Origin of the sequence: Vibrio sp. 10N.286.52.F8 (genome assembly GCF_041468745.1) — a bacterium.
GTDB lineage: Bacteria > Pseudomonadota > Gammaproteobacteria > Enterobacterales > Vibrionaceae > Vibrio > Vibrio crassostreae_C.
On the sequence record NZ_JBFRJF010000003.1, the window covers coordinates 30,274 to 45,208 of the forward strand.

The 14,935-nt window shown below is 45.1% G+C and carries 9 protein-coding genes; 8 read left to right on the forward strand and 1 reads right to left on the reverse strand.

The window, feature by feature from the left end; all coding sequences use genetic code 11:
- Positions 1 to 73: 73 nt before the first annotated feature.
- A complete protein-coding gene (mnmC, locus tag AB4133_RS00490; protein WP_372223771.1) occupies positions 74 to 2,152 on the reverse strand; it encodes a bifunctional tRNA (5-methylaminomethyl-2-thiouridine)(34)-methyltransferase MnmD/FAD-dependent 5-carboxymethylaminomethyl-2-thiouridine(34) oxidoreductase MnmC in 2,079 nt (692 codons plus the stop codon).
- A gap of 128 nt (positions 2,153 to 2,280) precedes the next feature.
- Here mnmC and fabB point away from each other — a divergent pair, with 128 nt between their 5' ends.
- From fabB to AB4133_RS00530, 8 genes are all read left to right on the forward strand, one after another.
- Positions 2,281 to 3,492 (forward strand): beta-ketoacyl-ACP synthase I, encoded by a 1,212-nt coding sequence (gene fabB, locus AB4133_RS00495; protein ID WP_017062353.1) that lies wholly within the window; start codon positions 2,281 to 2,283, stop codon positions 3,490 to 3,492.
- A gap of 483 nt (positions 3,493 to 3,975) precedes the next feature.
- A complete protein-coding gene (locus AB4133_RS00500; RefSeq protein ID WP_017062351.1) occupies positions 3,976 to 5,109 on the forward strand; it encodes a 4-phosphoerythronate dehydrogenase in 1,134 nt (377 codons plus the stop codon).
- A gap of 12 nt (positions 5,110 to 5,121) precedes the next feature.
- Positions 5,122 to 6,135, forward strand: a complete 1,014-nt coding sequence (locus tag AB4133_RS00505) for an aspartate-semialdehyde dehydrogenase (protein ID WP_372223772.1) — start codon at positions 5,122 to 5,124, stop codon at positions 6,133 to 6,135.
- Positions 6,136 to 6,342: 207 nt separating this feature from the next.
- Positions 6,343 to 10,947, forward strand: coding sequence for a FimV/HubP family polar landmark protein (locus AB4133_RS00510; RefSeq protein WP_372223774.1), 4,605 nt, complete (start codon positions 6,343 to 6,345; stop codon positions 10,945 to 10,947).
- A gap of 194 nt (positions 10,948 to 11,141) precedes the next feature.
- A complete protein-coding gene (gene truA, locus AB4133_RS00515; protein WP_004734161.1) occupies positions 11,142 to 11,936 on the forward strand; it encodes a tRNA pseudouridine(38-40) synthase TruA in 795 nt (264 codons plus the stop codon).
- 176 nt (positions 11,937 to 12,112) lie between these two features.
- Positions 12,113 to 13,039, forward strand: coding sequence for an acetyl-CoA carboxylase, carboxyltransferase subunit beta (gene accD, locus AB4133_RS00520; protein ID WP_017062348.1), 927 nt, complete (start codon positions 12,113 to 12,115; stop codon positions 13,037 to 13,039).
- A gap of 42 nt (positions 13,040 to 13,081) precedes the next feature.
- Complete coding sequence (gene folC / locus AB4133_RS00525) at positions 13,082 to 14,344, forward strand: bifunctional tetrahydrofolate synthase/dihydrofolate synthase (RefSeq protein WP_017062347.1); 1,263 nt, start codon at positions 13,082 to 13,084, stop codon at positions 14,342 to 14,344.
- Complete coding sequence (locus AB4133_RS00530; protein WP_017063432.1) at positions 14,345 to 14,920, forward strand: SPOR domain-containing protein; 576 nt, start codon at positions 14,345 to 14,347, stop codon at positions 14,918 to 14,920.
- Positions 14,921 to 14,935: the final 15 nt, after the last annotated feature.

The following is a 14,935-nucleotide window of genomic DNA, read 5'->3' on the forward strand; positions in this document are numbered from 1 at the left end:
GGCTTTTTAGCTTTTAACTTATTAGTTTCAGATATTCAGAAATTTCAGATGTTCAAAATAGCTGAACTAGAAACTACGGCTTTGATTTAGAATGCTTGTCAGCAACCCATCCAGCCGTTAATGCCTTACCTTTACGCAGTCTGCGTACCCACATTCGACTTGGGTGAATCGCCTCAAGCACATCAACAGGCAAGGGCAGCGGATCGCCACAGATCTGTGATGCTAATACTTCAGCCAATAATGGTGCAGAGCTCAAACCACGTGAACCCAGTCCGATAAAGCAATAAAGGTTAGGGAAGCTTGTTACCGTTTCTACATCCTCAACCGAGTCACGCTGCGGGTTGAAGTTGTGGAGATCTTGGTACTGCTCCTTAATGGCTTCAAAGTCACCAACGTTTCCGACAAACGGAAGGTGGTCACGGCTTACGCTTCGGATACCTTGGCGCGCTAAGTTGTCACTGGTATCGACATCTTTTGTCCATGCTTGGTCTGGTAGTGACCCATGTAGGCGCTCGCCATTGTGCTGCTGAACCTCAATATCAAATTCTTGGTCGATATTGGTTTTGTCGTAGTTCGCACCAATACAGTGATGACCATTGTTGGGGTTCTGTGGCGTCAAATAGCCATCAAAGCACAACACGGTTTTTAGCTGGCTGAGATTTTCCGTGGTCGGAATATGGCTCACTTGGCCTTTAACCGGAGTCAGTGGTACTGGCTGAGTTTGTTCAAACTGAGTGAACTTGTGTCCGTTTGCGACAACTACTTGGTCGTGCTTGGTTTGAATCTCACCTTGAGGTGTATCCATCGTCAGTATCCATTGTTGTTCAGCTTCGAGCCACTCAAGTTGCGTTACTTGATGTTGATAGTGCGCGCTTACTTGGTTGTTCTCTTCTAACTTGCTAATCAAGCCTTGAGTCAGTTGCAGAGGGCTTAGCCAACCACCCAGCGGAAAGTAAACACTCTCTTTATCGACGGGTAAGCCAATCTTTTCGTTGGCTTGCTCTGGCGATAAACGCTGAATCAGGTCGGTGTGGAAGTTGCCTTCCAACATGCGGTTGAGCTTTTTAGTGGAGCCTTGATCCCACATCAAGATGTTCACGCCACACCAACTGTGATCAAATTGAATAGACTGAGCCGCTTGATTAATAAATTGACGAGCAAACAGTAATCCCGGGCCAAACACGCGAGACACGTTCGAGGTCGCTTCGCTTAATAGCGGGTAAATCGCACCTTGGTTGTTACCTGAGGCATTGCCCGCAGCTTGTGGATGTTCACAATAAAGGGTGATGTTTTTACCACGACGGCTTAGCGTTTTGGCTAATGCAGCACTGGCGACACCACCACCAATGATCGCAATGTCTTGGGATTCAGTGTGTTGAGCGAGGCCATACCAAGGTTTGATGTTGGTGTGAGCGTGCTTTTCGCCAAGTCGGCCGCCGATCATTTCTCGCTTAGTACCAAAGCCTTTGACCTTTTTCATTTCAAAGCCAGCTTCAATTAAGCCACGGCGAACAAAGCCAGCAGCGGTGAAGGTGGCGCAGCTACAATCTTGCTTAGCGAGCTTAGCCATGCCGTTGAATAGGTTTTGATTCCACATCTCTGGGTTCTTGCTCGGAGCAAAACCGTCTAAGAACCAAGCATCAACCAAACCTTCACGCGGGGTTGGTACGTTGGGCATGCAATCTTTAATATCGCCAAACCACAAATCAAGCGTGATTGCACCGTCGCCCAGCACAATGCGGTGACATTCAGGTAGAGCAATAGGGTAGTGTTCTTGGAGTTGCGTCGCATACTCGGCTAATTCTGGCCACGATTGGTGTGCTTTGATGAGATCCTCTTTATTTAAAGGATATTTTTCAAAACTGATGAAATGTAACTCTTTGGTCATCGCTTGTGGGTTATCTTTAAGAAAAGCATCGAACCATTGCCAAACTGCAAGAAAGTTCAAACCTGTGCCAAAGCCGGTTTCAGCAATCACAAAGCGGCGTTGTTCATGTTCAAGCCAACGCTCTGGAAGGTGGTTTTGCTTTAAAAAGACGTAGCGAGTTTCTTCTAAACCGTTAACATTGGAGAAGTAAACGTCGTCAAATTGGTCTGAAACTGGCGTGCCAGACTCATTCCATTCCAGTTCTGCATTAGTAATTGAAGTCATAAAATCTATCATTTTGTGATTTGAAGCGATATGTTGGTAGGGATTGTACGAATTTCTAGGAAAGCTGACCACTTTTGTTAGGCTTCTTAGTTATCATCTAGCTGAATTTAGAATTATAGGAATGTCACATGAAACGAGTCGTAATCACCGGTATGGGTATTGTTTCAAGTATCGGTAACAACGTCGAAGAAGTTTTAGCATCACTGAAAGAGGGTAAATCTGGTATTACCGCTTCAGAGCAGTTCAAGGAAAATGGCTTGCGCTCTCAAGTATGGGGTAACCTAAAAATGAACCCTGCTGACCATATCGATCGCAAAAAAATGCGCTTTATGGGTGATGCAGCGGCATTCGCTTATCTTTCAATGGAGCAAGCAATTGCTGATTCTGGCTTAACTGAAGATCAAGTATCTAATGACCGCACGGGTATCGTTGCGGGTTCAGGTGGTGCTTCATCTCTAAACCAAGTAAACGCGGTAGACATCATCCGTGAGAAAGGCGTGAAGCGCGTTGGTCCATACATGGTTCCACGTACAATGGCTTCTACGGTTTCTGCTTGTCTAGCAACTCCTTTCAAAATCCGTGGTGTGAACTACTCTATGAGCTCTGCATGTGCGACATCTGCACACTGTATTGGTCACGCAATGGAGCTTATCCAACTTGGTAAGCAAGACGTTGTATTCGCTGGTGGCGGTGAAGAACTGGATTGGTCTCTGACTATGATGTTCGACGCAATGGGCGCACTTTCTACTAAGTACAACGACACGCCAGAGCTGGCTTCTCGTACCTACGATGCAGACCGTGATGGTTTCGTTATCTCTGGTGGCGGCGGCATGTTAGTTATCGAAGAGCTTGAGCACGCTGTTGCTCGTGGCGCAAAAATCTACGGTGAAATCGTAGGCTACGGCGCAACTTCAGATGGCTACGACATGGTTGCTCCTTCTGGTGAAGGTGCGGTTCGTTGTATGAAGATGGCGATGCAAAACGTTGATGGCGTTGATTACGTGAACACTCACGGTACTTCAACTCCAGTTGGCGACGTTAAAGAGCTAGGCGCTATCCAAGAAGTATTTGGTGGCAACAGCCCAGCAATTTCTGCAACTAAAGCGATGACAGGTCACGCTCTAGGTGCTGCTGGCGTACACGAAGCTATTTACTCAACGCTAATGCTAGATAACGGCTTTATCGCTCCAAGCATTAACGTTTCGAACCTAGACGAAGCTGCTGCTGGCCTAGACATCGTAACTGAAGCTCGTGATCAAGAGCTAACTACAGTTATGTCTAACAGTTTTGGTTTCGGCGGTACGAACGCAACGCTAGTAATCAAAAAGTACCAAGCTTAACTTAAGCTTGAGTTACAGAGACAAGGTTAATCGTTAAAGGGTTGCGCTAGTGCCGATTCAACACGCACAGGTCACCCAGTAATAATGACCATCAGAACAAAGTTTTTAGACGCAGGTTGGTAAACGTGTTTTTTGAACATAGTTTTTAAATCTGGGTTTAGAGATTGAAAGGTTTCCAGAGCTTGACCAGTACTGACTTTGGTTAGTACTGGTTGAACAGACGCAAGACTCTGTCTCCTGGAGAGCGAGATAGGATCCTTTTGTTCTGGATGTTTGCCCGATTGTTTATTCAATCGGGCATTTTTCGTTTTAGCCGTTTGAGATTTGGGTATGGAATCTTATGCCTGTTGTTTGTGCAGACTCAGTGATTCAGCCCTTTATTTATAATGTATTCCAATTGCTACTCGACACCGTGTGTGGAATTTTGCACAATCATTTCAATTCACATTTAGGTCGATAGACCCCAACAAAAGTACTCGCCAAATGAAAATCTTAATCGACGAAAATATGCCTTACGCTGAAGCGCTTTTTAGCCAGCTAGGGGAAGTGACAATGAAGTCTGGTCGCACACTTACTGCTGACGACCTAGTTGACGTAGACGCATTGATGATTCGCTCTGTTACCAAGGTAAACGAGTCATTGATCAGCAAAGCCAATAAGCTGAAGTTTGTCGGTACTGCGACGGCTGGTATGGACCATGTTGACCAAGAATTGATGAAAGAGCGTGGCATTTTCTTTACTGCGGCGCCTGGCTGTAACAAGGTGGGTGTTGCTGAGTACGCATTCAGTGCGATGATGGTGCTTGCGCAACAGCAAGGCTTCTCTGTTTTTGATAAAACGGTTGGTATTATCGGCTGTGGTCAGGTAGGTAGCTACTTAGCGAAGTGCCTTGAAGGTATTGGTATCAAAGTTCTGCTGAACGACCCTCTAAAACAGCAAGAGGGTGATACTCGCGAATTTACTGAGTTAGAGACTTTGCTTGAACAATCAGACGTTATTACATTACACACGCCAATCACTAAGACGGGTGAGTATCCAACGCATCACTTGATCAGTGAGCAAGTGCTGAACAACTTACGTGCTGATCAAATCCTGATTAATGCAGCTCGCGGTCCTGTGGTTGATAACCAAGCGCTAAAAGCTCGCCTGCAAAAAGCCGATGGTTTCACTGCAGTGCTTGATGTGTTTGAGTTTGAACCTGAAGTCGACTTTGAGCTTCTTCCGTTACTCGCTTTTGCAACGCCTCACGTAGCGGGCTACGGTTTAGAAGGTAAAGCGCGTGGTACCACGATGATCTTCAACAGTTATTGTGAATTTTTAGGTACTGAACAGCGTGCGTATGCAAGCGACTTATTGCCGACAGCGCCTGTACCTCAAATGAAATTAGATAGAGCTTGGGATGAAGCAACACTGCACAATTTGACTCAGTTGATCTATGATGTGCGCAAAGACGACGCCTTATTCCGTCGCAATATCGTTACGCCGGGTTCTTTTGACAAGATGCGTAAAGAATATTGGGACCGCAGAGAGTACAGTGCAGTCGAGTTAACGGGCGACGAATCTTGTAATTTAACGCCGTTATCTAAACTCGGTTTTATGGTAAAGCCAACTTTATAAAAGAGAGAAACAATGAGCCAAGAATTTAATATTGCTATTTTAGGTGCGACTGGTGCGGTTGGTGAAACCATTCTTGAAGTACTTAAAGAGCGTAAATTCCCTGTCGGTGAAATGCACTTACTAGCAAGTGAACGTAGTGAAGGCAAAACTTCCCGTTTTAACGGCAAAACAATACAAGTACAAAACGTAGAAGACTTCGATTGGTCTCAAGTACATATTGCGTTTTTCTCTGCAGGTAGCGATCTTTCAGAGCGTTGGGCTCCAATTGCGGCTGATGAAGGTGTGGTTGTCATCGATAACACATCACGCTTCCGTTACGAATACGATGTTCCTCTGGTTGTGCCTGAAGTGAACCCTGAAGCGATTGCTGAGTTCCGTAACCGTAACATCATCGCGAACCCTAACTGCTCGACTATCCAAATGGTAGTAGCGCTAAAACCAATTCACGATGAAGTGGGCCTTGAGCGTATTAACGTTTCAACTTACCAATCTGTGTCTGGTGCAGGTAAGCCAGGTATCGATGAGCTAGCGGGTCAAACGGCTAAGCTTCTTAACGGTATGCCAGCTGAAAACTCAGCGTTCTCACAACAAATCGCTTTCAACTGTATTCCTCAAATCGATGAATTTACAGAGAACGGCTACACGCGTGAAGAGATGAAGATGGTTTGGGAAACTCAAAAAATCTTTGCTGACTCTTCAATCACAGTGAACCCGACTTGTGTCCGCGTACCAGTATTTTACGGTCACGCAGAATCTCTACACATTGAAACTCGCGCACCAATCGGTGCAGAGCAAGTGGTTCAGCTTCTAGAGAACACAGAAGGTGTTGAAGTATTCCAAGCGCTAGACTTCCCAACTCAAGTTCGTGATGCAGGTGGTAAAGACCACGTAATGGTTGGTCGTATTCGTAACGACATCAGCCATCACAGTGGCGTAAACATGTGGGTTGTCGCTGATAACGTTCGTAAAGGCGCAGCAACAAACGCAGTTCAAATCGCTGAAGTTCTGATTCGCGATTACTTCTAAGCTTTATTGCTTTGATAAAAAAGCCTCACTCTTTAGTGGGGCTTTTTTAATCGATTAAAAATATTGTTAGTCAAATTGTGTGAAATTGCTGCGAATATTGTTGCTGCAACACATTTTTTGTTTTCATCTCTATAGTTTTACGTCATTTATCCGATATATTTAATAGATCATCACTTTTCCGAATTTAAGCACCTAGCTGAGCCTTTTATGTTTCAAATTTTCAAGCCGTGGTTAATGCCTTTTGCCTTTATCATTGCGACTCAGATTTCCGTTGTTCGTGCAGATTCCATTCGAGTTGTAGGGCCTAATGGCCAGATACAATCAGCGCCTACGTTTTCAGAACCACTTCAAAGAGCGCAATCAAATAGCGCTGAGCCTTCACGTTTCTATGGTCCAACTCGCGGCTCAGAAACATTGTGGTCTATTGCCTCAAAGTTACGCCCTGATAACTCCGTTTCAGTCCAACAAACTCTGTTGGCTATTTATCGCTTAAACCCACAAGCGTTTGAAAACCAGAATATCCATAGCCTGCTGCCTGCGAGCAATCTACGCGTGCCTTCTTTAGAGCAAGCACGTGCAAGCTCGACGCAGCAAGCTATCAACATCATGAACTCACATCTTGCTAAGCTTGATGCTCCTGCAAGTAAGCCTGTCGCTTCAAAACCCAAAGCGCCGAGTTCTGATGCAAAAAATGTTACTCCTGCTAAGCAAGTAAGCACTACTGAAACTGCTAAAAAGCCATTGTCTCCAACTCAATCATCTCTAGCTCAATCTGCACCAACCCAAGAGATGAACAAGTTAGAGAAGCAGCTAGAGCTTTCAGAAACTGAACTGCTGTCACTTGAAGAGAAAAATCACCAACTTCGTTTGATGTTATCGAATGTTCAATCGGAAGTGGATGAGCTAAAAACAGAGCTCAGTGATGAAGACCGCATTCGTAGCGAAGTGGAAAAGCTGCTTGATGAAGAGCGCAGAAAGAACGCCGAAATTGAAAAGATGGCACCAAGTGTCATGGACGAACTGTTATCGAATGGTTGGTTAGTGGCGGCTCTTGCGATTATTCCAGGTCTGCTCATTGGTTTGATCGTTGTGATGCTGTTAGGCCGTCGTTCTAAAAATGATGAGCAACAGCAGACGACTCAAGAACAACCGCTCCAGCCAGAACCAAGTACCGTTGCACCTATTACATTGGGCGACGAGATGGACGACCTTAACGAGCTGTCTTTAGATGATGACTTGTTTGGTACGGAAGATGACGCCAACAAGCTGTTTGACGATCAAGCGCTAGCCGAAGAGGATGATGTCTTTGCTGGTTTAGATGAATCTGATCTCGATTTCAATCTAGATGGTGAAGACGATGACCCATTTGCTAGCATTGGCGAAAACGGTGATTTAGACACCAACTTCGACGATCTAGATTTAGACAGCAGCAACGGCATTAGTGTTAATGGCGAAGAGAAAGCGCTTGGCCTTGAAGAGATGGAACGTGCGCTAGACAAAACAGCGGAAAGCGCCGTCGATACTGATGATGTCGACTTTGATCTTTCTGATGATAACGCAATGTCTGCTGATGACATTGAAGCTTTACTATCTCAAGAGTCTGAAACTGAAGATCTCGGTTCCAACGAGCTAGACCAATCTTTATTAGATGATCTGTTTGCTCTTGATGACGAAGATGACGACAGCTTCGATATTGATGCTCTGATTTCGGAAGAGCAAAGTGATTCGCCTTCTAGCACTGAAACACCAGCAAGCGATGATTTTGACATCGATGCGCTTATCTCTGAGCAACAAAGTGAGACTAAGCCTGTTGATTTGAGCAATGACGATTTTGATATTGATGCTCTAATCTCTGAACAACAGTCCCCTGAGCCAGCTTCACCGACAGCGAATGATGATATTGATGACATCTTTGCCCAAGTTGCTGCTCAGAACGATCAAGCGAATGACCCTTTCAACCTCGATAGCGACGATGAGATTGCCACTAACCTAAACAGTGGTTTGGCGTCTGATGATGATATCGAAAACATTCTGTCTCAGTTCGATAAGCCCATCGTAAATGAAGAACCTCAAGACAGCGTTGATCTGCTTGATGAGCAACTGGCAGGCGATGACGTAGACCTAAGTAACTCGACAGACCTTCTTGATGAGATGCTAGGGGACGATTCGGATGATGAGTCTGAAAGCGAACCTCTTGGCTTTGATTCTCTGTCTGAGCTTGAAGAGCTTTCTGGTTTATCGACCGATGATGACCTCAACATCGCAGAAGACAGCACGGAAACCTTGGATGAATTAATAGGTGACTCTGACGAGGATGATTTCGAACTCGACGCCGAAAGTACCGACTTATTGGATGATTTCCTTGATAGTGAATTGTCAGATGATGAGCTTTTAGCGGATGCATCAAAATCAGAATCTCTAGACCCATTTGATGACTTACTGACAAGTGGCATTGAAGACGAGCTTGAATCTGAAGATAAGACGTTTGATAAAGAGTTAGACGCAGCCTTTGGTTTGGACAACGCCAATGAGGAGCCTGAAAAGGACTCAGACGTTGAGCTTACTCCGTTAACCTCTGAAGGTGAGCCTGAGCAAGATCTGGACATTAGTGAAACACCACAACCTGAAGTCGTTACTGATGAATCGTTAGATTCTGAAATGACTCAAGAAAGTTCTGACATTAAGCCAGAAAATGATGAAGCCTTTAATCGTGATGGTTTTATCGATGATTTGTTCGGTGTCGCACCGGCAACGGATGCTTTGCTTGATGACTCGCTAGAAACAACAGACGAAGCGTTGATTGATGAGTTAATGACTTCTGATGACAATGATTTGTTGCCAGCAATAGAAGAGCCTGTTGAACCATCAATTGACAATACGGTTGAACCAGAGCAAGCGTCTCTTTTAGACAGCGACGAAGTATCAGCGCAAGAAACCGCATCATCGGTTGAAGATGATGAACTGGATATCGACTCGCTGTTATCTGAGAATTCTGATTTTGACAAACCAGATTTTGAAGAGCGAGTTAAAGAAGAAACCGCACAACAAGAACCAGAGCCAGTTCGTGCCGCAAATATGCCAGAAATCATTCCAAATGAATTCGGCGTACCACAAGACGACGATTGGCTGATTGAAGATGAGGCGCCCGCACAAGAAACATTGGCAGAAGCTGACCTAACACCAGAGCCAGTGACACCTGTCGCTGAACCTCAGTTAGATGCTGAACCGCAAGTTGAAGCGACACCACAAGCGGAAGTAGCAGAACAAGCTGAAGTTCTAGGACAAGAAAGCGAAGAAGAATTCTCGTTTGACGACTTCGAGTTACCAGAATTTGGTGAAGAAGACGCACAAGCGGAAGCTGATGCTGAATCAACACCAGAATCAGTAACGCCTGCTATTGATGCTCAACCAAGTGTTGAACCTCAAACTGAACCCCAAGTTACAGCTCAGGGGCAAGGCGACGAAGAGTTTTCGTTTGATGATTTCGAGTTACCAGAGTTTAGTGAAGAAGACGCACTAGCGGAAGCTGATGCTGAATCAACACCAGAGCCAGCAACGCCTGCTATTGATTCTCAACCAAGTGTTGAATCGCAACCCACCGCTGAGCCTCAGCTAGATACTGCACCACAGGCTGATACTGCGCAACCAGAAAGCGAAGAAGAGTTCTCATTCGATGACTTCGAACTTCCAGAGTTTGGTGAAGACGATGCGTTAGCGGAAGTGGTGAGTGAACCAGATGAAGCGCAGCTAGAGCAAGACTTAGCGCCTGACACCGAGAAGTTCGAGTTCGATGACCTTGATCTTCCGGAGTACGATGAAGAAAGCGCAAAAGCAGACTCTGTTTTAGATGATATTGAGCAAAGCAATGCTGAGCCGGTAGCAGAAGACCAAGGCGTAGAGTTTGATGAGTTTGATTTACCGGAATACGGTGAAGACGAAGCCATCTCCGATGCGTTTGCAGAGAAGCCAACACCACTGACCTCTTTCAGCCCACAAGGCGAAGAGCAAGATGCGTTGCATGATTTGTTCTCAAATCCGCAGAGCTACAGTCAGGCTGATGATTTCTCGAACTCTGAAGACTCTGAACCGGCTGGTTTTTCACAGTCAGAACAATCACTGAGCGCGGCTTCAGAACCAAACTCAACGCCTACAACGGTTCAAGACGAGCCACTAGAAGGCTTTGATGACTTTGATGAGACAGCATTAGCTGAGTTGCTTTCTGAAGATGTTCAAGACACTGTCGATAACATGTTTGATAAGCCATTGGACGCAACTTCGATTGATAGCGCAGGGCTAGATATTGACGCCATGCTTGAAGTTGGCGGCGAAGACTGGAAAGGCTTTAATCTAGCACCAGAGCAACAATCGAGCATGCATAATGATGTGCCTGATGACCAACAAGAGATTTGGGCATCGGCTGAGCAGCAAGCTGAACCGAAAATCAAAGAAGAGAATTGGGCTCAACAAGACAACCTAACCGAATCAGGCAACAGTCGTGATAAACAGTACATGACGATTGATGAACTGATGGCTCAAGTCGAGCAAGAAGGTGAAGAAGTCATTAACCCAGACGATGAAGAGCTTAAACTGGATGTTGGTCTAAACGAATTCCCTGATGTTATCGGTGATATTGGCAATTATGATGTCGACAGCAATGCAGAAGCTGCGGGTAAGCTTGATTTGGCCAAAATTTACATCGAGATGAGTGACTCGCAAGGGGCAATTAAGCTTCTAGAAGAGGCAATCGTTGATGGCAGCGATGATATTCGTCGAGAGGCAAAAAATCTTATCGATACGTTAAACGGTCGATAAATTTAAAAATCAGAAAGGGTAGCGTTGGCTACCCTTTATTTTAAGGCAATACAGAGCGCTATAGTTTGATTTGGTTTTTCAACAGTATCGTCTCGGTCGATGCTGATTGTTTATTGAAGTTTTAGCCCCATCCTATTTGGGCTAGCACTGATTTCCGTATATACTTCTCGCCCATTTTCAAAGAGAACAAGAACATGAAAATTGCTTTAGGTATTGAATATAACGGTACCCACTACTTTGGTTGGCAGCGCCAACGAGACGTGAAAAGTGTCCAAGAAGAATTGGAAAAGGCTCTTTCAGTTGTCGCGAATCACCCTGTAGAAGTTATGTGCGCAGGTCGTACAGATGCCGGTGTTCACGGTACGGGACAAGTCGTTCACTTTGAAACTAATGTCGATCGTAAAATGGTGGCATGGACAATGGGCGCGAATGCCAACATGCCGAAAGATATTGCGGTTCGTTGGGCGACAGAAGTGAATGAGGATTTCCATGCTCGTTTCTCGGCAACTGCTCGCCGTTATCGCTACATTATCTTTAACCATGCACTACGCCCAGGCATTTTGAATTCAGGCGTGAGCCATTATCATGGTCACCTTGATGAGAAAAAAATGCATGAAGCGGGTCAGTACTTACTTGGTGAGAATGACTTCACTTCGTTCAGGGCAACACACTGTCAATCTCGTAGCCCATGGAGAAACATGATTCACTTAAACGTGACTCGTCATGGACACTACATTGTGATCGATATTAAAGCGAATGCGTTTGTTCACCACATGGTGAGGAATATTACTGGTAGCCTTATTGCCGTAGGTAAAGGTGAGCAGAAACCAGAGTGGATCCAGTGGCTTTTAGAAGCTAAAGATCGAAAAGTAGCCGGCGCAACTGCAAAAGCGGAAGGTTTGTATCTGGTGGATGTTGATTATCCTGAACATTTTGAGCTACCACGAGAGCCAATTGGTCCTCTATTTTTACCGGATAATTTGAACTAAATGTGAGACTTAGGTTCAAAAATTATTACGGTTTAGTGCGTAAGATAGTCCCAGGAAATAGGTACAACCAGTTTTTTATCTACAGTCGCTGTTTTATGTGCTTTAATTCCCACGCATAATTCCCAAATTTATTTCTTTCGCAATCAAGCGGAAGAATCGAAACAAAAAGGTCTTCCATGAGTTGGCTTGAAAAGATTTTAGAAAAAAGCAACATCGTAACATCTCGTAAAGCGTCTATCCCTGAGGGTGTTTGGACGAAATGTACTTCTTGTGAGCAGGTTCTGTACCATGCTGAACTAGAGCGTAACCTAGAAGTATGTCCAAAATGTGACCATCACATGCGCATGAAAGCACGTCGTCGTCTGGATACATTCCTAGACAAAGGTGAGCGTGTTGAACTAGGTGCTGATCTTGAGCCACAAGACAAGCTGAAGTTTAAAGACTCTAAGCGTTACAAAGAACGTATCTCTGCTGCTCAAAAGAACAGTGGTGAAACAGACGCATTAGTTGCAATGAAAGGCGAACTATTGGGTTTACCTATCGTAGCGTGTGCTTTTGAATTCTCATTCATGGGCGGCTCAATGGGTTCTGTTGTTGGTGCTCGTTTCGTGAAAGCGGTAGATGCTGCTATCGAGAACAACTGTGGTTTAGTGTGTTTCTCTGCAAGTGGTGGTGCTCGTATGCAAGAGGCATTGATGTCTCTAATGCAAATGGCGAAAACCAGTGCTGCGCTTGAGCGTTTATCTGCGAAAGGCCTACCGTTTGTTTCAGTTATGACTGATCCAACAATGGGTGGTGTTTCTGCAAGTTTGGCAATGCTTGGCGATATCAATATTGGTGAACCAAAAGCACTGATCGGTTTTGCTGGACGTCGTGTAATCGAACAAACGGTACGTGAAGACCTTCCTGAAGGTTTCCAACGCAGTGAGTTCCTACTAGACCACGGTGCTATCGACATGATTGTTGACCGTCGTGAGATGCGTCAGCGCGTTGCAAGCCTTGTTGCTAAAATGACCAACCAGCCTTCACCATTAGTAGTTTCTGTGAACGATTCACCGAATGAAGCTACTTATGAAGTACCAGAAGCGCCAGAAAAAGGGTAAAGTACCTTCTAACAAACCAACTTAATTATGGTTATGAGTTAGATGAGTCAACAACCTATTCCTCAAGCCACATCCTCTTTGGAGATGTGGCTTGATTATTTATCAAACATCCACACAAGCGCTATTGATCTTGGATTAGACCGAGTTCAGGCCGTCGCCTCTAAGGCAAACCTCACCAAACCTGCTCAACATGTTATTACTGTTGCCGGAACCAATGGCAAAGGCTCAACATGTGCACTGATGGAAGCGATTCTATTGGACGCTGGTTACTCAGTTGGTGTCTACAGCTCTCCTCACTTAATTCGCTATAACGAACGTGTTCGTATCAACGGCCAAGATCTATCTGATGAAAAGATGGTTCAGTCTTTCGATTTCATTGAGAAAGAGCGTGGCGAAATCAGCCTGAGTTTTTTCGAATATGGCACTTTAGCGGCGTTACGTGCATTTCAAACTGAAGCGGTTGATGTTGTGCTTTTAGAAGTGGGTTTAGGCGGGCGTTTAGACGCGACCAATATCGTTGAGCATGATGTTTCTGTGATTACTAGTTTGGCTGTCGACCATGTTGACTGGCTAGGTGATGACATCAATGTGATTGGTTTTGAGAAAGCGGGCATTTATCGTAGCGGTAAACCCGCTATCTGTGGTCAACCCAAGCCACCGGCTACGGTTGCAGCGCACGCTGATGACATTAAGGCTGAGTTCTACCAAGTCGGTATTCAATACACTTATGATGTTGACGGTGATACGTGGAACTGGCGCAGTGGTGCATTCCAACTAGAATCGCTACCTATTCCAAGCCTGCCGTTACCTAACGCTGCAACAGCGTTGATGGCATTGGGCACATCAGAGCTTAGTATTAGCGACGTGAACGTGGTTAACGGCATGAAGAATGCGCAGCTTCCTGGGCGTATGCAGCAAATTAGCGAACAACCGGTGATTGTGCTTGATGTAGCACACAACCCGCATTCTGCTGAGTACTTTGCGCAGCAAGTCGCGAAGAAGTATGCAGGCAAAAATTTACACGTTGTAGTCGCCATGCTTCATGACAAAGATATCCCCGCGACATTGGAAGTATTAGCTCCAATAACAACACATTGGTACCCAGCTTCGCTGAACGGCCCACGAGCCGCAACAGCCGCTGAATTGTGTCAAAGCTTACCTGAAGGTGTAGAGCGGTATTCAAACCCTGTTGTAGCGTTTGAAGCGGCTTTAGCTTCTGTTAAAGGTGACGATGTTGTGTTGGTTGTCGGTTCTTTCCATACAGTGGGTGAAGTGTTGGAGCATTGGCAGAAAAAAGGAAACTAAATGGCAAGTAAATTCCAAAGCCGGTTAGTCGGCACCATCATTTTAGTGGCCATTGGCGTGATTGTATTGCCCGATGTACTAGATGGTAAGAAGCTCCACTACAAAGAAGAGTTTGCAAGCATTCCAATTAAGCCTGAGCTTGATAGTAATGTTGAAGTGTTTGAAGTACTCGATCCCGTTGAAGATCAGATAGCGCTACCGGATTCTCCGGTTGAGCAAGTGGTTGAAAGTGGTCGTACTGATAATTCAAACACGCAAACCGCGTCTTCTTCTAATGATAAAGAAGCAGACAAAGTGGCAGTTGTGGTTAAGCCGGTACCGGAAAAAAATGAATACCAAGACAGTGCTTGGATTATTCAATTGATGGCTTTGAAGAATGCTGACAACGCAAAAAACGTTGTTAAGGATCTGCAAAAGCGCGGTTATCAGGCTCACACCAAGCAAGAAAAAACTTTTACGCGAGTAATTATTGGCCCGGATGTCTCTAAATCCAAACTTGAGCGACAAATTAAGGAATTAGAAAAAATTACGGGTTCAAAAGGCCAGTTGCTCAAATTTAAACCGTTAAATCCATAAGAAAACGTTTGCGTC

Coding starts and splice junctions, on each gene's coding strand:
- AB4133_RS00510 (WP_372223774.1), top strand. CDS start 6,343: ATGTTTCAAATTTTCAAGCCGTGGTTAATGCCTTTTGCCTTTATCATT.
- AB4133_RS00530 (WP_017063432.1), top strand. CDS start 14,345: ATGGCAAGTAAATTCCAAAGCCGGTTAGTCGGCACCATCATTTTAGTG.
- truA (WP_004734161.1), top strand. CDS start 11,142: ATGAAAATTGCTTTAGGTATTGAATATAACGGTACCCACTACTTTGGT.
- fabB (WP_017062353.1), top strand. CDS start 2,281: ATGAAACGAGTCGTAATCACCGGTATGGGTATTGTTTCAAGTATCGGT.
- accD (WP_017062348.1), top strand. CDS start 12,113: ATGAGTTGGCTTGAAAAGATTTTAGAAAAAAGCAACATCGTAACATCT.
- folC (WP_017062347.1), top strand. CDS start 13,082: ATGAGTCAACAACCTATTCCTCAAGCCACATCCTCTTTGGAGATGTGG.
- AB4133_RS00505 (WP_372223772.1), top strand. CDS start 5,122: ATGAGCCAAGAATTTAATATTGCTATTTTAGGTGCGACTGGTGCGGTT.
- mnmC (WP_372223771.1), bottom strand. CDS start 2,152: ATGACTTCAATTACTAATGCAGAACTGGAATGGAATGAGTCTGGCACG.
- AB4133_RS00500 (WP_017062351.1), top strand. CDS start 3,976: ATGAAAATCTTAATCGACGAAAATATGCCTTACGCTGAAGCGCTTTTT.